This is a genomic window from Luteolibacter luteus (genome assembly GCF_012913485.1).
GTDB lineage: Bacteria > Verrucomicrobiota > Verrucomicrobiia > Verrucomicrobiales > Akkermansiaceae > Haloferula > Haloferula lutea.
The window spans coordinates 6,270,233-6,289,821 of the sequence record NZ_CP051774.1; the positions used below are offsets into that span (position 1 = coordinate 6,270,233).

A 19,589-nucleotide genomic window follows, 5' to 3' on the forward strand; every position below is an offset into this window, starting at 1 on the left:
GTGGCGCAGGCGATGCGGGAAGATGAATTGGATCCTCCGCGTGCCCCTTCAGGGCACTAATATATTGGCACGGCCTCACCCGGGGCTGCGCGCTTCGCGCTGAGCCCGGGCTATCTCAGGTTGCCCCCTTGGGGCATTGGAGCACCACTTGGTCATCTTGACTGCATGGTTCATCCGAATCAGCCTTCCATCGCACGACGATGGAAGCCGATCCCTATGCCGCGCCTGCTACCACCGAAGTTGGCGAGCCTTCGCTTCTGAAGGAGCCGGTGGCCATCCGGTCCGCCCATATCCTGCATGAAGCGGCGGTGCGAAGCATGGGAGTGCTCTATCTATTCGCGGCGGGCTTCGCCCTCATCCAGGCTGCCGTTTTCATTTCCCGAACGGCGAACTATCCAAGGATAATGCCATATGTCGTTGTGCCTTCCGTTCTCCTCGTCGCCGGAATGGTTTGGATCGGGCTCGGTCTGAGAAAATTGAAAAGACCGGCCCGCAATGTCGCCATCATCCTTTCCGCGATGGCCCTGATCGCGGTTCCGATCGGCACGGTACTCGGTGCATGGAATCTCCATCTGCTTCTTTCCCGCAAGGGCAAGGTGGTCTTCAGCCCGGAATACCAAGAGGCCATCGCAGCGACGCCGGAGCTGAGATGCAAGTCCCCGCTGCTGTGGATGATCCTGATCGTGATCGGGGTGGTGGTGCTCGGCTCCTTGTTCTCCTTGGTCATGCGCGCCGCCTTGTGATTACCAGGGACCCAACTGCATCCCCCCTTGGCCTCCGACCATGGAATAAGCTCAGGATGGTCACATATCACGCCACCTTGACTTCTTGGTTTGTTTAAATCAGGCTGCGCCGGTTCACCCATCCTACTCCTATGGACGCCAATCCCTATAGCGCGCCCGTGGCCGATCCAGCCACCGAAGCCCCGCCCCTGAATGATCCCGAGGGCATCCGCCTCGCCTACATCGGTCACGAAGCTTCGGTGAAGAGCGTGGGAACCCTCTACGTGCTGGGCGCGATCCTCATCGGCCTCAGCGCCATCTTCAATCTGTGGGTCATGTTCTCTGGCGGCGGCGCCACGGAAGCAAGCTGGGCTACGATCGCCTTCCTCGCGATCATCAGTGCTCTACAGTTCCAGGTCGGCTCCGGCTTGAGGAAGCTGAAGAAGTCTTCCCGCGCGATCGGTGCCATCCTCGCCGGCATCGGCCTGCTCGGTTTTCCGATCGGCACCATCATCAGCGCCTACATCCTTTATTTGTTGATGTCACGCAAGGGCACGATGGTCTTCAGTCCGGAATACCAGCAGGTCATCGCAGCGACGCCGCATATCAAATACAAGAGCTCGAAGGTAATGTGGTGGTTCCTGGGCATCGTTGCGACGATCATCGTGATCGTCATCGCCCTGGTGCTCTTCGCCGGTTTCATGGAAAGCAGGAAGTAAGCAGCCCAGTCCTTGCCTTCCACGGGCGAAGCCCCTCATGGTAGATGACATGAAGATCCTCGCTCCGCTGGTGTTGTTGGTATCGACGTTTTCCTCCTTTGCCCAGGAGGCGATCCTGCTTTTCGTCCCACGCAGAAGGACGTGACGATCTCGCTTCAGCAGAACAGGGAGAGGCCCGGCGCGATCGAGCTGGTGATCCGCAATGGTTCCTCGCTGAAGCTTCAATACAGCCTCGGATCCCGGGGTGGGAATCTGTCCGGCTACCACTTCGAACTCCGCAAGGACGACAAGTGGCTCGCCGAGAGCGGCCATGCGTGGTGCGGTACCGGAATCATCGAGGAAGCAATCGCTCTCGGTGAGAGCAAGACGCTTCCGATCGGTGATCCCGGCATGGATCCCGTGAAGAGAATCCCGCGTGACCCGGGACCCTTCCGCGTGCGCGTGGTGCTGCGTGAAGAGGGCGAAGCGGTCATGGCCACCTCGCCCGTTTACACGATCAAGGACGGGAAGATAGAATCCGTTGCGGACTAGCCTCCAGGCCTACCTCGCTCAGACCGATGCGAGGTTTCGCAAGATCGGGCGGCGGCGGCGCAGCAGCACGAGCATGCCGCATCCGCCGAGCAGGGCCGCTGCAGATGGCTCCGGCACGACGGTCACGGCCTGGATGCCGATCAAGCCAAAGGAGGGATCGCTCACGCCGTCGTATTCGTTGCTGACGGTGAAGGTGAGGACATCGCCCACCGTGGCACCCGTGAGATCCAGCGTGAGCAGGCCGGCGTGGTGACCGGAGCCGGTGGCATCGCCGTCATCGGTGTAGGGCAGCACCTGATCTTCGAGCGAGTAGCTGCCGCCACTGGCGAGCGAGACATTGATGTCCGCGCGGCTGTTGTAGCCTACCAGATAGATCTGGAGGCTCTGGTCGACGCCCAGCACCGTGTAGGTGAAGCTCAGCGAGGCACCGTCCGACTGCTGGGCAGAGACGAAGGAGGTTCCGCCGGTGAGGGTCCCGGTCGAAGAGCCACCGGTGAAACCCAGGAACATGCGGCTATCTCCGCCAACGAAACTGCCGCCGGTGATCGCGCTGAAAGAAACCGGGCCATCCGCCTTGTGCTCGACCGCGGAGGCATCGCCACCGATGCCGAAGTAGGCCCAGTCCGTGACATCCGTGCTGATGTCCACATTGCTATAAACCGTCGGGCTGCTGAGGCTCCCGACGATCGTGGCGGCCTCGCTCAGGGCGGGAACGGTGCAGACGAGGGCAAATGACAGGGTGCGGGAAAACCGGGTGATCGGGCGACGAAACATACGGGTGATGGGGTGAAATAGCGGCCGGATTATCGGGCGGTGTTAGATTCCTGCAATGGCCGAATCCGGGAGCCGCGCGCGGTCAGTGAAGGCCAACGCGCAGGAAGCAGAGATTTTCCTCGCAAGAGGAGCGTGTGCCGACGCTTGAGCAAGCAGCGCGGCAGGTTCTGTTAGATCACCGCAGCCCGCGGGGATCATCCCGCCTTCCGCAGCGCCTGGCAGACAGCCGGGAAGATCTGCTTCTTCCGGCTCACCACTCCGGGGGCATCGTAGAGGCTCGCATCCAGCTTTCCGTACGGGATGTTCGCGACGAACTTCGGCTCGCCCGCGGCCAGCACCAGGCTGTGATGGTTCGCGATATCCGTGACCACCAGCACCGCCAGTTCGTATTCGTTCTCCTTCGCCAGATTCTGTAGCGCCGCTTCCAGTTCTTCCCGGCGCGGCGGGAAGGCATGGAGACCGAGCTCTTCCACCTGCGCGATGGTCACTTTCACGCCCTCGTCGATGAACTCCTTCCGATCCGCATTCAGGATCGCATCCGGCGTGCCGGTCGCGAGCAGCGAACCGACGGCGAAGAACTCCTCCTTGAACTTCGCCGGATCGATCCCCGCGAGCTCGCTCAGCCAGCCGAGCATCTCGTGATCCAGCTCGGTGGTGGTCGGCGAGGTCAGGCACAGCGTGTCCGCGATGATCCCGGCGCAGAGGCACATGGAGGTGCCCTTGTCCGGCTCCAGATAGCGGTGGCGGAACTTGCGCGCCACCAGCGTCGAGGTCGAGCCCACCGGCTCATTGAGGAAACGGATCGGCTCGCGCGAGACCAGGTCGCCGGCAAGGCGGTGGTGATCGATGACCTCCACGATCTCGCTCTCGTCCACGCCGGTCACGGCCTGGGCAAATTCATTGTGATCCACCAGCGCGAGGCGGGTGCGCGGCGGATCGATGAGATCGCTCTTCGAAAGCACCCCGATCATCTCCTTCGTGATCGGATCCAGCACCGGAAAGAGATCCTGCTCGGAAGAAGCGAGGCCCTTTCGCAGGCGCGATACCGGCTCGCTGCCGGAGACCGTGGCGAAATTCGACTCCATCACGTGGCGCACCGTGCGCGAGCAACGGATCAGCGTGGAGCAGCTCGCGGTATCCTGGGAGCAGAGCATCACGATCACCCCGCGCTTCCGCGCCATCTCGCGCAGCGCAGGCTCCACGCCATTGCCACCGGTCACCAGCAGGGCGCGGGCGCCATTCTCGATCGCATAATGCTGCACCACCGGGCGATCCCCGCAGATTACGAGGAAGCGGTTCACATTCCCTTCCTTCGCCGCCTGCTTGAGACGGCGTTCGACGGTCGATTGCGAGGAAGCACCGACCAGCAGGATCAGCTCTTCCTCATCATCGCCCTCCGGCATCGGGAAGCCCACGCTCTCCGCGTGCAGCGTGTTCGCGATCTTTGAGAGTGCGACATTCACGGTCCGGGCCTGCAGGCCGCTGGCATCACCGGGGACCAGCAGCTCCAGCAGATCGAGATAACGGAGCATCCCCTGCACCGAGCCATCGCCATTTGCAACGGGCACGCAGCGGACCCCGCTGGCCAGCATCCGGCGGTAGGCCACGATGAAAGTATCCGTGGGCGAAACCTGCACCACATCCCGGCGGCAGATCATGCCCGCGGAGGCGCGCACATCCGTCACCAGCGGTGGCGTTTCAATCCCCGCCTGCTCCAGCACCCAGGCCGTGCGTGCCGGCACCTCGCCACAACGGGCGGCCACGGCATTCGGCTCCCCGGTCATGCGCAGCAGCGCGGCATTCCCGATCGCGGAGCATATGGCGTCCGTGTCCGGGTTCTTGTGACCAATGACGTAGAAAGGAAGGCTGCGGCGTGGCGGTTCCATGAAGGAGCTGTCTTTGAGGCTGGGAGGGGGTGCCCGGATAGCGCCGGGCGCGCGGATGATGCCGCAGATATTCGAAACGGCAAGCAGGGGTGCAAAAGTACACCCTATGAAAATAGATGTACTACATCCGCTCCGGGCAGCGGATGCCGAGCAAACCGAGGCCATGGGTCAAGACCCGGCTGGTCAGGCTGCACAGCACCAGGCGGCTGTCGCGGACTTGCTCCTCCGCCTTCAGCACGGGACAGGCCTCGTAGAAGGAGTGGTAGGCACGGGCCAGCTCGAGCAGATAATTCGCCAGCAAGTTCGGGCGATGATCATCAAGGATCATCGGCACAACTTCACCATAACGCGCGATGAGACGGGCGAGATGAATTTCCGCTTCCTCCGTGAAGACCGGATTCACCGCGGCGAGGTCCACCGGATCTTCCAGCTTCCGGAAGATCGAGCTGCAGCGCACCACGCTGTTCTGGAGATACGGGGCCGTGTCGCCCTGCAGTGCCAGCATCTTCTCCAGATCGAAAACATAGTCGGAGAGGCGATGGTGGGAGAGCTCCGTGAACTTCACCGCGCTGATGCCGATGAGCTCGGCGAGCTCGGCCCGCTCTTCATCCGTATCCACGCGGCTGCGCTCCGCCACTGCGATCCGCGCGGCGGCCACGGCCTCATCCAGCACGTCCGCCAGCTGCGGCAGATCCCCTGCCCGCGTCTTCAGCGGCTTGCCATCGGTGCCCAGGATCGTGCCGAAGGAGATGTGGCGCAGGTCCATCTCACCCAAGCCGACGCGCCCCGCCACGGCGAAGAGCTGCTGGAAATGCAGGGACTGGCGGTGATCGACGACATACCATGCGGCATCCGCGTTCCACTCCTTGTTCCGAAACTCGATCGTCGCGATGTCCGTGGAGGCATAGTTGAAGCCGCCATCGCTCTTCCGCACGATCATCGGGAAATCGATCCACTCGCCATCCTTGCGGACCAGGAAGGGATCCTTCGCCTTATCTTCCGGCACGCCATTCGAGAAGATGCACACGGCACCATCGCTCTCTCGCGCGATGCCCTCGGCGATCAGGTGATCCACCAGCGGTGCCAGCGCATCATTGTAGGCGCTCTCGCCCAGCCAATGATCGAAGGACACGTCCAGACGATCGTAAATCTTGTCGAGACCCGCGCGGGAAAGCTCGATGCAGCGCTGCCAGATCGCGAAGTTTACCTCATCGCCCTGCTGGAGCTTCACCAGTTCCAGGCGGCAGGCCTCCGCCACCGCTTCATCCGCCTTCTTGGCGTCATTCGCGAAGCGGTAGAGCCGCAGCAACTCCAGGAGCGGATCTGCCAGCAGCGCCTTCTCATCCAGGATCTGCTTCCACGCCCAGGTCACCATGCCGAACTGGGTGCCCCAGTCGCCGATGTGATTATCCCGGATGACGCGGTGCCCCAGAAAGCTGGCGATGCGGGAAAGCGAGTCCCCGATGATGGTCGAGCGGATGTGGCCGATGTGCATCGGCTTCGCCACGTTCGGAGCGGAGAAGTCCACCACGATCGTGTGCTTCTCTGCTGCCTCCGGCACGCCCAAGCGCGGATCGGCGAGCTGCTCCTTCGCACGCGCGGCGTAGGTTTCCGGAGAAATGCGGAAGTTGATGAATCCGGGACCGGCGATGTCCGCGGTGCCGAGGCCGCCGAGGTCCACCGCGGCGATGACCTGCTCCGCCAGCGCGCGCGGGTTGGTCTTGCGCTGCTTGGCCAGTGCCATCGCGGCATTGCTCTGGTAATCGCCGAAGCGGAGGTCGGCAGCGGCCACCACGGGCGCGCTGACGCTTTCGCCGAGCACGGTCTGGAAGGCGGCGGCGAGCCGGGATTCAAGGTCCTGAATGAGGGTCATGGGAAGATGGAACGAAAAAACGGAATGCCGGAAAATGCCCGGCGGGCAAAAGCGGAAGACGGAGCCTGCGGGACGAGGGCCCGGGCATCAAGCCGCACCATTCGCGGCCGTCTTGGGAGACTTGCCCGAGAAAATATCGAGGATCTCCTGATGCTGCCCGGCCTCGCCCAATCGTCGTCGGATCTCACCGTTGGTGAACATCTTCGCGATGGCTGCAAGCGTCTGGAGGTGAAGGTGATAGTCCTTCTTCGGCACGAGGAAGAGGATCACGAAGTGGACCGGCTTCTGGTCCAGGGCCTCGAAGTCGATCCCGGTCTTCGAACGGCCGAGAATTGCCACCACCTTGTCGAGCTTTTCCGAAAACGCATGGGGAATGGCCACGCCATGGCCGACTCCGGTGCTGACCTGTTCCTCGCGGATCTTGAGGGCCGCCAGCACTTCGTCCCGCAGTGCGGGATCCAGCGAACCCTCGCTGACGAGGTGGTCGATCAGTTCCACGATGGCAGGCCAATGCTCTCCCGCGGACATCTCGAGGATGATCCTGCTTGGGGAAAGAAGGTTGGCCAGCTTCATGCGTACGTTGGAAAAGATCGATTCCCGCCGCTTGGGCGGGGGGCCGGAGTTACCCGTGCGGTCAAGGTTTTGCAAGCGGTTTTCGGCCAAGGGCAATCACCCGGCATTGGCGCTTGCGATCCCTACCCCTGCGTCCTTAGCCTGCGCGCCTATGCGCCTGATCTCGCGCGGATTCGTGATTCTCGGAACAGGGGTGCTCTGCCAGTGCGGCAGCATGGGCACCGGAAACATGGGCGGCCCGACCGTCGAGCAACGGAGGGCGGACATCGCCTCGGAGCAAGGCGGTGACTCTTTCGTCGGCCGCCGCTACCACGTGGAGAAGACCCGCTTCTGGGGCTACGTCCGCCGCCCGCGCCAGTCCTGGGACAAGGCCAAGCTGGTCATGATCAAGGAGGACAAGAAGCGCCAGCCGGACCGCCTTTCCGAGAATGGTCCGGACGGGCAGCGTTACGGATTTGACAACAATTATGAGTATCGCCTGAAGGGCTACTTTACAGGATCCGACAGCTACGATCCTAACAGCAACCAATTCCTACCGACATTCATGCTGACCGGCTATGAGGTCGTGAACCGGAATCCGGGCTGGCTATTCCGCCCGGATGACCGGTATGATCCCTACCGCATCACATTATACCCGAGGTAAAAGCCCTCGGCCAAGACTCGGTTCCTCCCCTCAGCCATGTCTTCCAACTCCTTTCAACACCGTCCGGGAAGAAATTCCCGCCAGGTCGGCGACGCGCCATCCATCGGCCATGTGCCGAAGATGAACCGGGACTCCGAGTCCCGCGTCACGAAACACACCCGGAAACGGGTGGAAATCAAAGAGCCGAACATCAAGCTGATCCTGGTGATCTCCGGGATGCTGGCGGCGACCGCGGCAGTCGTGATCGGCCTGCTCCTCTGGGCTGGCGTCTCGAAGGCGCGGATCGCGGAGGAGCATCAGGCCTTCGTCGTTTCCCCGCCGCCACCACCGAAGCCCGCCACCATTCCCCTGGCGCCCGCGCCGGATGAAACGGCGGCCGCAAAGCTGGTGGAGGATTTCCTGGCCGCCCGCAGTGAAGCGGAGCTGGCAGGCCTGATCCGCCCGACCGAGCAGGCGCCCTCCGAGATCCTGGCGAAGCTGGCCGCGTTGCCGGAGAAGGACGGCAAGCTCAAGTCGGTCCAGCCGGTGGGCTCGGTGAATAGCCGCGCGCTGCAACTGGAAGGCGTGGTGGTGACCTTTGACACCGGCCGCAATCGCCTGGCGCTGCTGGCACCGGATGCCTCCGGAAAGTGGCTGGTGGATTTCGATGGCTTCGACCGCTACAGCACGCCGGCTTGGAATGAGATCCTTTCCGACAAGACGGTCACCGGTACCGTGCGGGTCTTCCTTTCCCCGGACCGTTACTACAACGGGATCTATGGCGATGATACCAAGTGGGCCTGCTACGGGATCGCCTCTCCGGACAATGAGACCCTGATGTTCGGCTACGTGCCGAAGGACGGGGAACTCCATGAGCTGATCGCCAAGCTGCTGGACAAGGACAACGCCCCAGCGGGACAGAAGCCAAAGGCCTGCCGCGTGACGCTGGAGATCCGCCATGATGAGAAGTCGGACAAGCGGCAATTCGAGATCACCCGCGTGCTTTCCGACGAATGGGCGATCGGCGATCAGGCACTGGACCAGAAGCTGGGCCGACCGCTGTCGCAGACGACGAAGTAGGCGAAGGGATACAAGGCGTCCCTGCTCTTGCGGGATGGCGATCCCTGAACAAGCAGCGCTTTCTTCAAGACCCTTCGTCTTCTTGGCCGGAGCGCCCTAAAGCTTGAAGTGAGTCCATACCGCGGCTTCCTTGTCACAGGCTTTGTGCCGCTTTCATCCATGGACGACGATCTCTTCAACACCTGCTTCTCGGGGCCCGAACAACGCATCGAGGAGCTGCGCGTTGAACTTAAGCGCATCGACGATCTCCGCGTTGAACTTGAACGCCATAATCGCCTCTACTATATGGAGGCCACTCAGGAGATCTCCGATGCAGAATACGACAAGCTCTTCCGCGAGCTGGAGGAACTGGAGGAGAAGCATCCCGAGTTCGACAACGCGAACTCCCCCACCAAGCGCGTGGGCGGTGCGCCGCTGGATAGCTTCAAGCAGGTCCGCCATCTGGTGCCGATGCTCAGCATCGACGACGTCTTCGAACTGAAGGACGCGGAGCAACCCGCGGCCGAGCTCATCGATTTCTACAAGCGCCTGCAGAAGAACCTCGGCCGCGAAGACATCGCGGTGACCGTGGAGCCGAAGATCGATGGTGTGGCGGTCTCGCTGGTCTACCGGAATGGCTCGCTATCCTATGCAGCCACCCGCGGCGATGGCACCACGGGCGATGACATCACGAACAACGTCCGTACCATCCGCAGCATCCCGCTGACGCTGACACCGAAGTCCCCTGCTCCGGCGCCTATTGACCTGAGCCGGATCCTTCCCTACCTTCCCGCCCGTGAGCAGGACCCATCAAGCACAGGCACTGGCAGAGCGGCTTTGGAAAGCCCGGCAGAAAGCCTCCGCGAAAGGCTCCTTGCTGACCAGGCAGCAAGTCATGGAGACGATCTTCAGGAACGGATCCGACAAGAAGCCAAATCCATTCTTGAATGGGGATCTGAAGTTGGTCGGATCCTCGATCCAGAAGCGCTATTTGAGCTCGTCAAAGACTGGCGGGAACTAGGCGGCCAATCGGAGCACACCGTTTTCTACATCGCGGAACTCGCGCGGGTGGTAAAATTCACCATCCCGCCGAACTTCGGAGCGCAAGGCAGCATCGCGTATCTCGCCAACATCGGAGCCTGCAACCGGCTCTTCGGCGACGACATCCGCTTTCACGGGATCCTTGAAACCGAGAAGGGCCCCGTCTTTGTCATCTCCCAGCCTTATGTCGATGGCACGGAACCGAAGCTGGACGAGGTTCGCGGTTGGTTCGAAGCGAATGGCTTCGAGGATGCCGGATATAACCAATGGAAGAACGCCGCTGGCACCCGGATCGCTGGCGCGCATGAGGGCGATCTGATCAAGACCGAGGACGGCGAACTTGTTCCGATCGGTCTTCAAGTGCTTCACGAGGGCGAGATCATCCCCCGGGTGGCACAGCCCGCGGGTCCCGTCACGGTTCCCACGCTGCTGGAAGTCCGCGGTGAGATCTACATGCCGAACGAGGCCTTCGCCGCGATGAATGCGGAGCGCGACGAAGCAGGCTTGCAGACCTTCGTGAACCCGCGCAATGCCACTGCTGGCGCGCTCAAGCAGCTCGATCCGAAGGAGGTCGCGAAACGTCCCCTCGCCTTCCTCGCCCATGGACTGGGTGCTTATGAAGGCCCGGAATTGGCATCGGAGACCGACTTTCACCAGTTGCTCGATGAGCTCGGAATCCCGCGGAACCTGCCGGTCTATTTTGCCGATTCGGAAGAGGAGTTGCGCAAGAGAGTGCTGGCGATCGATGATATTCGCCACGGCCTCGGCTACGGCACGGATGGTGCGGTGGTGAAGGTCCTGCATCGCGCGGAGCGCACGAAGCTGGGCTTTACCTCGCGTGCGCCGCGCTGGGCTGCAGCCTACAAGTTCCTGCCGGAGCAAAAGGAGACCACGATCAACAACATCACCATCCAGGTAGGCCGCACCGGGGTGCTGACGCCGGTGGCGGAGCTGGAGCCGGTCTTCGTTTCCGGCACCACCGTCTCCCGTGCGACGCTGCACAATGAGGAGGAGATGCAGCGGAAGAAGATCTACAAGGGCGCACGGGTGGTGATCGAAAAGGCCGGTGAGATCATCCCCGCGGTGGTCAGGGTCATCGATCCTCCCGCGGATCTGGAACCTTTCCGTCTCGATCTCTATGTCGAGGAGAAGTGCCCATCCTGCGGCGGTCCGATTTCCAAGGAAGAGGGCTTCGTGGCCTGGCGCTGCACGAACTTCGAGTGCCCCGCGCAGGCGGTCTCGAAGATCCGCCAGTTCACCTCGCGGAAGGCTCTCGACATTGAGGCCGTCGGCGGGATCGTGGCAGAGGCCTTGGTGAACCGAGGGCTCTGCCGCACGCCGCTGGATCTCTTCAAGCTGGATCCGGCAGAGCTTCCCTCGCTGAACCTCGGCACCGACACCGAGCCGCGCCGCTTCGGCGAAAAGAATGCCGCGAAGGTGATCGAGGCGCTGGAACGCGCCCGCGAGAAGCCGCTCGATCGATGGCTTTTCGCGATGGGCATCCGCCAGGTCGGTGAATCGGCCGCGAAGGAACTCGCGCGCTTGCACGAGCACCTCACCGACATCGCGCATCTGAAAGATGGCGAGCCGGTCTGCTCGCCGATCCTCGAAACGATCTCCGCGATTTCCCACAAGGAAGCCGAAGCCAAGCACATCTCCCCGCGCAACAAGGAGAACCTGCCCGCGAGTGATGAGGAGAAGAAGGAGCGCGACACCGCCTACAAGGCGCTGAAGAAAGAAGCCGACGCCCTCAAAAAGACCCTGGCGGCCTACACCGTTTCCCCGGATGCCGGACAGGTGGTGGCGGAGTCGGTGATCACCTTCTTCAAATCGGAAGGCGGCGTGCATGTTCTGGAGCGCCTGAGCGATCTCGGTATCAACCCGAAGTCCGAGAACTACCTGCCCAAGCCCGCCGAAGCCGATCTGTCCGCCCTTCCGCTGGCGGGCAAGACCTTCGTCATCACCGGCACCCTTTCCATGGGCCGCGATGACATGAAGCGCCACCTCGAAGCGAAAGGTGCCAAGGTCTCCGGCTCCATTTCCGCCAGCACCGACTTCCTCCTCTCCGGCGATGGCGGCGGATCGAAGCGCGACAAGGCGGACAAGCTGAAGGTGCCCGTGATCGACGAAGCGGAACTGGCGAAGATGCTCGGCGAATAGGCTTGGCGAGCCGCGCCAGCCGCCTCCGCTGCAGTCTCCCGGAAAAGCAAAGGGCGGATCGAACCGATCCGCCCTGCCTTTGAAGTTCACTCGGGAGCCTGCCCTTTTCAGAGACCCATCACGATCTCGCATCCCGGCAGCTTCGCCTTGAGGGCCTGCATGCCGGCATCGTCGACCTTGGTCTGCCAGAGGTAGAGCTTCTTCAGGTTCGAGAGCGCGGCGAGCTTCTGCACGCCATCGTTCGTCACCTGGGTGCCGTAGAGATTCAGGGACTCCAGCTTCGGCAGGCCGGCCAGCACGTCCAGGCCGGCATCGGTCACGCCCGTTTCAGAGAGGCGCAGCGAGCGCAGCTCGGCGGCATCCTTCAGCAGCTTCGCGCCGCTATCGGTCACCGTCGACGAAGAGAGATCCAGGGAAACCAACGCGGACATCACCGGGCCCAGCTTGGCCAGTTGTTCGTCGCCGAAGTCCTTCCGCATGCTCACCGCCGTGAAGGTCACGCCGCTGGAAGACTGGGATTCGAAATTCAGCGCGGCGGGGAATTCCTTGCGCAGGCGCTCCACCTCGCTCTTCACGGAGTCACGCTTCGCGGCGGCTTGCTTCACCTCGGCTTCCGCCGCGGCCTTCTGCTGCGCGAGTTGTTCCGGCGGCACCACCTTGGTCAGCGCCGTCTTGATCTCGTCCGTGGCTTGCAGGTCGGCCAGCTTCGCATCCTTCGAGGCACCGCCGTCGATCCACCACTTGATGAGCACCACTTCATGCGGCTCCAGGTCCTTCTTGCCTTCCGGCGGCATGTGCTCGTCGTCGTCTTCCGGCAGGTCGATGCGGACGATGATGTTGCTGTCCGCGGACTTGCCGTGGACCAGGCCTTCACCTTCCTTGCCGCCCTTCACCAGAAGGTCGTACTCATCCATGCGGAACTTGCCCTTCTGCTTCTCGGCATTGTGGCAGGCGTAGCACTTCGCTTCGAAAATCGGCGCGATGATGTCTTCGTAGACGATCTGTTCGCCCGGTGCCTTCGCCACGACCGGAGTCGCGGCGGCAGCATCCCCGCCTTCATTGCCTGCCGCGGCGAGGGTCGTGCCATCGCCACCGGCGGCCGGCTTGGCCTTCGGCTTCTTCTCTTCCTTCAGCGGCAGGCCGATGACCTTGCGCACTTCATTCGGAGCATACTGGGTGAGGTAATCTTTCCCGTGGGTCAGCGAGGCACCGTCATGGCTTGCGAAGCCCATGATCGCGGAGCTGCCGAGCAGCGTGGTGAGGTAAAGCCAAGTGCCCTTCCCTCCGGCGACGTCCACCCACACCTTCACCACGAAGGCGGCGACCGTGCCACAGGCGAAGATGATGCCGCCATTCAGGTGGCGCTCGCCCAGCTCCTTATCATAATCGCCGGGCATGCTGTAGTAGAGCACGAAGCCAAGCAGCACCGCGACCACCGCGGAGGCCGCGGCAAAGAACATCGCCACCTGCGTCGAGCTGGAGGGCTTCTTCGAGAAAAGGCGGCCGAATTCCAGCGCCAGCACCAGCAGCAGCATCCCGATCGGCAAGTGCAGCGCCACCGGGTGGAAGCGGCCGATGAACTTGGCCAGATCCGGCAAACCGTCCTCCGGTGGCGGGCCAGCCCAGGATGGCAGCATCGCCAAGGCGGCGATCACGGCGAGGCCGAAGAGCGTGAGGAAGATGGGACCGGCGATGGAGCGGCGGGTTTTTTCAGAGTCGGTCATGGGCGCGACGGGTCTTTACGCGGATGCGGGGCGTTTTTTTCGGAAGGAATGACGGAAAGATCAAACATCAACGACTTGGCCGGGAGCTTTCGGCGCGGCGGCCTTCCCTTTCTTACCCAGAAAAGGGATGAAGCGGCTCACATCCACGCCCAGCACGGACATGGATTTCACGAAAATGAGTAACGCCGTCGCCTCATCCACAAAGGGAACGAAGTCCGGAACCCACCCGAAGATCACATAGAGACCCGAGATCAGGGCAAAAATGGCGGCGATGAACTTTTTCACGGGCGAACTATACGCGAATCGATCGGCTTTTCTAGCTGCGTTAGGGGTAGCGTGATGTCAGGAAGGCTCCCTTTTTTATGCGACGCGGCGAAGACCGGGCCGGGAGCTGCCTGCGGGGGCGAACCCGATCGGCGGGGAGAGGTTGCGGCAATTCTCCACCTATTGGTAGAAATTTATGAAGATCTTCTCATTGCCCGGTCCCCGCCGCAATGTCACTCTGGCACCATGACGACCACCCGGATCCTCACGATTCTGAGCACCTGTGCGGTGATCTTCGCCGCGGGCCTGGCGGCCTTCGGCTACTACTGGCCGGCGCTCTTCATCCTCGCGACCGTGGTCGTCGCCTGCTCAATCCTCGCGGTGGTGAATTGGAAGTTGAGCTGAGGGTGGCTCAGCGCGGATCCCTTGCCCGGAGGGCAATGGGACGGAACTCGCCGAGATTGTTAGAGATTCGATGATCCCGGTACTGCCCTGCGAGAGGCAAGCAAGAGACGCGAGTTTCGACTGTTCCGCTTACCCGTCCTCGGCCACGCTCCCGACAATGAGTTGGAAATGCGAGAGCTGCGAGGCCTTCAACGATGAGATTCACACCCGTTGCTGGTCGTGCAAGAAGCCTAGATTCCAGAGCCCGGAGGAGTTCCATACCCAAGCTTTGAAAGAGCCTATCTTGTGTTCAACCACACCCGAGGTGCCGGGACGTGAAATTTCGAGTCCACTGGGGATTGTCTTCGGTGAAGCGATTCTCGGGGCCAACATTCTCCGGGATCTCCTGGCGGGGGTGAGGGATATCGTCGGAGGTCGTTCGGGCACCTACGAGCACAAGCTCAGGGAGGGGCGCAAGGTGGCGATGCAGGATATGCTCGAGGAAGCCTCCTCTCTTGGTGCGGATGCAGTGGTCGGCATCGACCTCGACTACGAGACCGTAGGCCAGACCATGCTGATGATTTGCGTGTCCGGCACTGCTGTGAAACTGAAGCCGTGATGCCTCAGGTGCCCCCGGGTAGATGCGGAAGGAGGATATCGAGGTAAGACCTTGCGCGCCGGAACCCCTTCCGGGGTTCGATGTCACCTCTCGTCGTACCGGTGGTTTTCGCTGCGCTCGACCACCGGCTATTGGCTGCATGCCCTCCGGGCAATGAAGGCCCGCGCCGATCACAATTTCGCCGCCACGGCCAGCCCGATCGTTCCTGCTGAAAGCACGAATCCGATCAAGGCCATCAAGCCATCCCGCGCGATCAGCGAGATCCCGAAGCTAACCAAGGCCACGCCCACGCCGATGCCGCTGAGGGGCACCAGTTCCGTGAGGGGCGACATCACGGCAAGCGCGGTGCATACCGCAGCCACCACGTAGTTTGCCTTCGGCCCGGTGAGGAATTCCAGCCGCTCCGTTACGAAGCGATCGACCGCCTTCGCGACACGGCGCGACCACTTGTTAGATGCCAGTTTTCCCAGGAGCTTTTGCGGGATCTTCCGCTTCAGCAGCCACCCGGGCAGCCAGAAATCCTCACGGCCAAAGAGGATCTGCACGCACACGATCAGCACGAAGATCCCGGTGATGGTCGGCACGCCCGGGATGTCGCTGATGCCCGGTGCCGCCATCACGATCCCCGCCATCAGCAGCAGCGGGCCAAAGGAACGGCGCCCTACCGCATCCATCAAATCCTCCACGGGCACCTTCTCCTGCTCCTCCGCGAGCTTGCCGAAGCGATCAAGCATCTCGCACAGCGTCTTCGGCGGGGCCTTGTCTTGCGGGTCCGGAGGAGTCACCCTTGAAGATCCGCCGCTTGTTAGAATCCTCAAATGGAAATCGCCCGGGGTACCCCATGACATCATCCTGTCACCCGGGATTCTGCGCAGGAGGTAGCCTTTGGTTCCACTGATCGCGGATTCCCGTTACACGCGTGTTCTAGCCTGCTAGACCGCCGCTTCTTCTCCCCCATGAAGCGCTCCCCTGAAATCCTCCGCCTTCGCGCGGCGACACTCCTCGCCTCCGCCTTGCTGCTCCTCGCCCCCCCGCTGGCGCAGGCACAGGGGGACACCGCGCTGCCGCGCATCACCGGGCAGGGCATGGACGGCAGCGGTCATTTCGTGATCGACTCGAAGGTGCCTGCGGGCAGCCGCCACGCCGTGCTGGAGGCGGTCTTTCCCACACAGACCGGCATGACCTGGCGGACGATGATCGCCACCGATCTGGATGGCCGCCAGGCCACGGTGCAATTCCGGTTGCCCACGAACGGGCTGCCGAAGGTGATGGCGCGCGTCCGTACCGGTGAATCCCTCACGGTCCCGGTAGCGGAGCTCGACGAGAGCTTCTGCACCGTCCGCTATCCTCTTTCCGAAATCCAGCGCATCGACTTCCTCGCGGCAGCGAGCTTGAAGTGGAACGATTGGAAGGATCTTCCGCGCGATGCCTCCTTCGCGCAGCTCATCGCCTGGCTCAAACAGCAACCCGGCGTGCTCGATGCCTGGGTGAGCGAGGGCAAGACCGGCATCTTCATCGAGCTGGAGGATGGCGATACGCTCACGCTTTTCACCAAGCCGAAGCCGACCGCGGCGGACTACGAGCACGACTTCCCCGGTGGCGTGGGCCTGCCAACCGCGCCGCCGATCCCGCAGGAAATCCAGCGTTCCTTCGGATCCCGTGCCGCACCGGTCAAAGGCCTGCCCGAGTCGAACCGCGCCATCTGTGCGAACTTCCTCGAGCCTTACTTCCCGAACTCCGCCCCCACCATCGCAGGCTGGCTGAATGGCAAGGGCTACAAGGCCGACGTGAAGCAGATGTCCACGGTGAAGGAAGTGAAGGCATGGTTTGACGACGGCCCGCTCGGATTCCTTTTCCTCCACGCGCACGGCTTCGATTACCCCACGAAGAAGGACGGCAAGCAGGTGGCTATCTCGCTGAACCAGCCGGCCTACCTCGTTGCGGAGGATATGGAATACGTGCAGATGCGCGATAATTTCGAGCTGAAGCTGGGTTCCGAGCTCGGCTCGGGGAAGCCGGTGTATGGCATCACTCGGGTCTTCATCAAAAACCACATGAAGTTCGCCCCGCACTCGCTGGTGATGGCGGACACTTGCTACGCGGGGACCAAGGACCTCTTCGATGCCTTCGAGGTGGCGGGTGCCGGCGGCTACATCAGCTGGCACTGGGAATCCGGCCCGCAGAGTAATACCCGCTTCCTCCAGATCGTGGACCGCATGCTGGGCCTGAACCTCCAGGCCCCCGTCTCCACGCCGGGCGAGCGCCCCTTCTCCCTGCCGGTGGTGAAAAGCTGGATGCTGGACAAGGGCTACGACATCGACCCCTCCCCCACTCCCGCACCCACCAGCCTGAGGTACTATATCAGTAGTAAAAATGCCGCCCACCTGCTCCGCCCGAGCATCCGCAGCATCGAGCCGGAGAACACCGTCACCACCACGCAGATGCGCCTGAAGGGCGACTTCGGCAAGGATCCCGGCGCGAATGGCAAGGTCACCTGGGGCGACCGCGAGGTCCATGTCTCCAGCTGGAACCAAGAGACCGGCATTCTCATCGACGGGCTGAGCAAGCCGCTGCCCGTCGGTGACTTCAAGGTGGAGGTGGACAACAAATACGTCAGCAACCTGACCCCGATGACGGAGTGGACCATCCCCTTCACCTACAAGGTGCTGGGCCAAGGCTCGCTGGAATACACCATCAAGTCCGACTTCAAGGTGCGCTTCGACGTGCACGGCTACCGCGACAAGCCGGAAGATCCGGTCAGCTATGGCCTATCCCCCTTTCTGAACTTCGGTGACCTCAGCGGCACGGCCACGGCGTCCGGCAGCTACTTCGAACCGGCTGGCGGCAGCACACCGGGCGGCACGACTTACACGTGGTCCGGCAATCGCACGCTGGTGTCCTACGATCAGGGCGGGAATGGCGCGCCGGAGAATTTCCTCATGGGCAGCGCGCTGCTGGATACCGCCACCGGCGTGCCGCAGTTCTTCATGATCACCGCCTCCAGCTTCCGCGATGAAGCGGCGAATGGACATGGTTACAAGGTATCGATCGGCTACGATCCCCTGACCTCCGCGATGCTGCCCCTCCGCTTCAATCCCTGGGATGGCTGGAAGCTCCAGGGCAACAGCGTGCCCGGCATGCCGCCGCTGGATCCACGCACGGTGTCTTCGAACATGAGCTGGCCGGAAGTCACGCCTGCCGCCGTGCCGACGGATGAGACCGTGCGCTGAGCTGCAGATCAGGAAACCCCGTCCGAGACCCGGTAGGCGAGGTAGAGGCCGATGGCATAGCCCACGAAGGTTCTTTTTCCTTCGCCCTGCACACAAACATTGGCCATCCGGTTGATACCCCAAGTTTCCCAGACCATCCGCAGGGCGGCAGGTATGGAGGTACCGTTCCCGAGAGCGATCAGGCTGGCAGCCCGAAGATCAGGGCCACAAGGAAGGGAACGAAGAAGGGAGCCTCCGGATCCCGATCATTGTTGATGAAAGTCACTCTGGTCTCTGATTTCGCCGGGATCGTTTACATTTTCACCTTCGCGTAAAGATAAGCATCGCGCGGCTCCGGCGAAAGATTCGGCCTTACGGTGGCGCGGCGGAGCCTGCCTTCCTGAGAAAGACCCGCTTTTTCCAGCACGCGGATGGAGGCGAGGTTCTCGCAATCGCAGGTCGCCCAGATTCGCCAGATGGCGGGCTGATCCATCACCCAATCCACCACGGCGCATGCCGCCTCGGTGGCATAGCCATTCCCCCAGTGACGCTTCTGCACCAGGAAGCCGAACTCCGCGGCATGGCCATCCGCGAAAAGGGAAATCGCCCCCACCGCCTCGTCCGTCTCCGGCAAGGCGAGGATCCAGCGGTACTCCTCGCCTGAATCCCAGCGCTCACCCGCGCCTTGGATCCGCGCGATGGTGCGATCGATCGAGGTCGCCAGCGGCCAGTCGGCAAAGCGGCCCACCTCGGGATCACTGCCGCAGGCGAACATTGCCTCCGCATCCGAGACGACCGGAGGCCTCAGCGTGATGTGCGGGAGATCGAAGGTGCGCGGGGGCGTGAGCATGCAAGTGCATCTAACATCTCCCGGGATGGAGGACGAGATGGAAGTTGGGATGGAAAGGGCGACCGGGCTGTGTAGCGGGATCCCGCGCCACCCCGTGAAACGAATCGATCACCCCGCTGAGTTCCGGCGGCACGATGAGATCATAGCGGTGCTTCCGGTGGGGGATCGATCCTACCAGCCTTCTCTCGCTTCTCTTTGCGACACTTCGCACAGCGCAGGCACTCTGTGCCTAGATAGAAGCCCAGCTCTTCGAACCAGTATCTCTGTTCCTCCGCGAAGAAAATGAAGGGACGTTCGCAGTCCTTACAGATCTTCCGCTGATCAAAATACCAAGGGATGGGGAATGCGGTGATGTTCTGCCGATCCATGTCGGCCTTGATCGCCGTGTAGGGAATCCTGCATTCCGGCGGAGAAATCCAAAAAAGTAGGCCTTTCTCAGGATCTTCCTGAGGATCGATTCCGGTGATGCGCGGTCTTTTCCCGTATCTCGGATGTTCCGCATACGCATCATAGTCTGAAGGCTCGGCACTCGAGGGCATCTGCATGTTGCTCCTACATCACCTCAGCCCCCCGCCGCAA

18 protein-coding genes are annotated in these 19,589 nt (G+C 62.2%); 9 read left to right on the top strand and 9 right to left on the bottom strand.

Annotation, left to right across the window (positions count from 1 at the left end):
* Positions 1-200: 200 nt before the first annotated feature.
* From HHL09_RS25775 to HHL09_RS25785, 3 genes are all read left to right on the top strand, one after another.
* Positions 201-743, top strand: a complete 543-nt coding sequence (locus HHL09_RS25775) for a hypothetical protein (RefSeq protein WP_169457530.1) — start codon at positions 201-203, stop codon at positions 741-743.
* Positions 744-874: 131 nt separating this feature from the next.
* On the top strand, positions 875-1,441 hold the full coding sequence (locus HHL09_RS25780; RefSeq protein WP_169457531.1) for a hypothetical protein: 567 nt from the start codon (positions 875-877) through the stop codon (positions 1,439-1,441).
* A gap of 141 nt (positions 1,442-1,582) precedes the next feature.
* Complete coding sequence (locus HHL09_RS25785) at positions 1,583-1,972, top strand: hypothetical protein (protein WP_169457532.1); 390 nt, start codon at positions 1,583-1,585, stop codon at positions 1,970-1,972.
* Positions 1,973-1,990: 18 nt separating this feature from the next.
* On the opposite strand, the gene HHL09_RS25790 is transcribed toward HHL09_RS25785, so the two are convergent.
* The 4 genes from HHL09_RS25790 to HHL09_RS25805 all read right to left on the bottom strand — a co-directional run bounded on the left by HHL09_RS25790 (position 1,991) and on the right by HHL09_RS25805 (position 7,078).
* Positions 1,991-2,746: a PEP-CTERM sorting domain-containing protein gene (locus tag HHL09_RS25790; RefSeq protein WP_169457533.1), complete on the bottom strand. Its 756-nt coding sequence runs from the start codon at positions 2,744-2,746 to the stop codon at positions 1,991-1,993.
* A 194-nt stretch (positions 2,747-2,940) separates the two neighbouring features.
* Positions 2,941-4,632: a putative manganese-dependent inorganic diphosphatase gene (locus HHL09_RS25795; protein ID WP_169457534.1), complete on the bottom strand. Its 1,692-nt coding sequence runs from the start codon at positions 4,630-4,632 to the stop codon at positions 2,941-2,943.
* A 121-nt stretch (positions 4,633-4,753) separates the two neighbouring features.
* Entirely contained in the window at positions 4,754-6,505 is a 1,752-nt protein-coding gene (gene argS, locus HHL09_RS25800; RefSeq protein WP_169457535.1) for an arginine--tRNA ligase, read from the bottom strand.
* A gap of 87 nt (positions 6,506-6,592) precedes the next feature.
* On the bottom strand, positions 6,593-7,078 hold the full coding sequence (locus HHL09_RS25805) for a PTS sugar transporter subunit IIA (RefSeq protein WP_169457536.1): 486 nt from the start codon (positions 7,076-7,078) through the stop codon (positions 6,593-6,595).
* 175 nt (positions 7,079-7,253) lie between these two features.
* On the opposite strand from HHL09_RS25805, the gene HHL09_RS25810 reads away from it, so the two are divergent.
* From HHL09_RS25810 to ligA, 3 genes are all read left to right on the top strand, one after another.
* Positions 7,254-7,721, top strand: coding sequence for a hypothetical protein (locus HHL09_RS25810; protein WP_240963703.1), 468 nt, complete (start codon positions 7,254-7,256; stop codon positions 7,719-7,721).
* Positions 7,722-7,757: 36 nt separating this feature from the next.
* On the top strand, positions 7,758-8,780 hold the full coding sequence (locus HHL09_RS25815) for a hypothetical protein (RefSeq protein ID WP_169457537.1): 1,023 nt from the start codon (positions 7,758-7,760) through the stop codon (positions 8,778-8,780).
* Positions 8,781-8,939: 159 nt separating this feature from the next.
* Complete coding sequence (gene ligA, locus HHL09_RS25820; protein WP_169457538.1) at positions 8,940-11,960, top strand: NAD-dependent DNA ligase LigA; 3,021 nt, start codon at positions 8,940-8,942, stop codon at positions 11,958-11,960.
* 107 nt (positions 11,961-12,067) lie between these two features.
* On the opposite strand, the gene HHL09_RS25825 is transcribed toward ligA, so the two are convergent.
* Entirely contained in the window at positions 12,068-13,684 is a 1,617-nt protein-coding gene (locus HHL09_RS25825; protein WP_169457539.1) for a c-type cytochrome domain-containing protein, read from the bottom strand.
* Between the two features lie 60 nt (positions 13,685-13,744).
* Positions 13,745-13,969 (bottom strand): hypothetical protein, encoded by a 225-nt coding sequence (locus tag HHL09_RS25830; protein ID WP_169457540.1) that lies wholly within the window; start codon positions 13,967-13,969, stop codon positions 13,745-13,747.
* A 225-nt stretch (positions 13,970-14,194) separates the two neighbouring features.
* Between HHL09_RS25830 and HHL09_RS25835 the strand changes: the two genes are divergently transcribed.
* A complete protein-coding gene (locus tag HHL09_RS25835) occupies positions 14,195-14,353 on the top strand; it encodes a hypothetical protein (protein WP_169457541.1) in 159 nt (52 codons plus the stop codon).
* 280 nt (positions 14,354-14,633) lie between these two features.
* Entirely contained in the window at positions 14,634-14,951 is a 318-nt protein-coding gene (locus HHL09_RS25840) for a YbjQ family protein (RefSeq protein ID WP_169457875.1), read from the top strand.
* Positions 14,952-15,121: 170 nt separating this feature from the next.
* Here HHL09_RS25840 and HHL09_RS25845 read toward each other — a convergent pair whose 3' ends face one another.
* Positions 15,122-15,736 (bottom strand): exopolysaccharide biosynthesis protein, encoded by a 615-nt coding sequence (locus tag HHL09_RS25845; protein ID WP_205760945.1) that lies wholly within the window; start codon positions 15,734-15,736, stop codon positions 15,122-15,124.
* A gap of 171 nt (positions 15,737-15,907) precedes the next feature.
* On the opposite strand from HHL09_RS25845, the gene HHL09_RS25850 reads away from it, so the two are divergent.
* Positions 15,908-18,181: a hypothetical protein gene (locus tag HHL09_RS25850; protein WP_169457542.1), complete on the top strand. Its 2,274-nt coding sequence runs from the start codon at positions 15,908-15,910 to the stop codon at positions 18,179-18,181.
* Between the two features lie 292 nt (positions 18,182-18,473).
* Here the strand turns inward: HHL09_RS25850 and HHL09_RS25855 are convergent, their stop codons facing one another.
* Both HHL09_RS25855 and HHL09_RS26885 read right to left on the bottom strand, forming a co-directional pair.
* Positions 18,474-19,010 (bottom strand): GNAT family N-acetyltransferase, encoded by a 537-nt coding sequence (locus tag HHL09_RS25855; protein ID WP_169457543.1) that lies wholly within the window; start codon positions 19,008-19,010, stop codon positions 18,474-18,476.
* Positions 19,011-19,150: 140 nt separating this feature from the next.
* Complete coding sequence (locus tag HHL09_RS26885; RefSeq protein ID WP_425491606.1) at positions 19,151-19,555, bottom strand: zinc-ribbon domain containing protein; 405 nt, start codon at positions 19,553-19,555, stop codon at positions 19,151-19,153.
* Between the last annotated feature and the right edge of the window lie 34 nt (positions 19,556-19,589).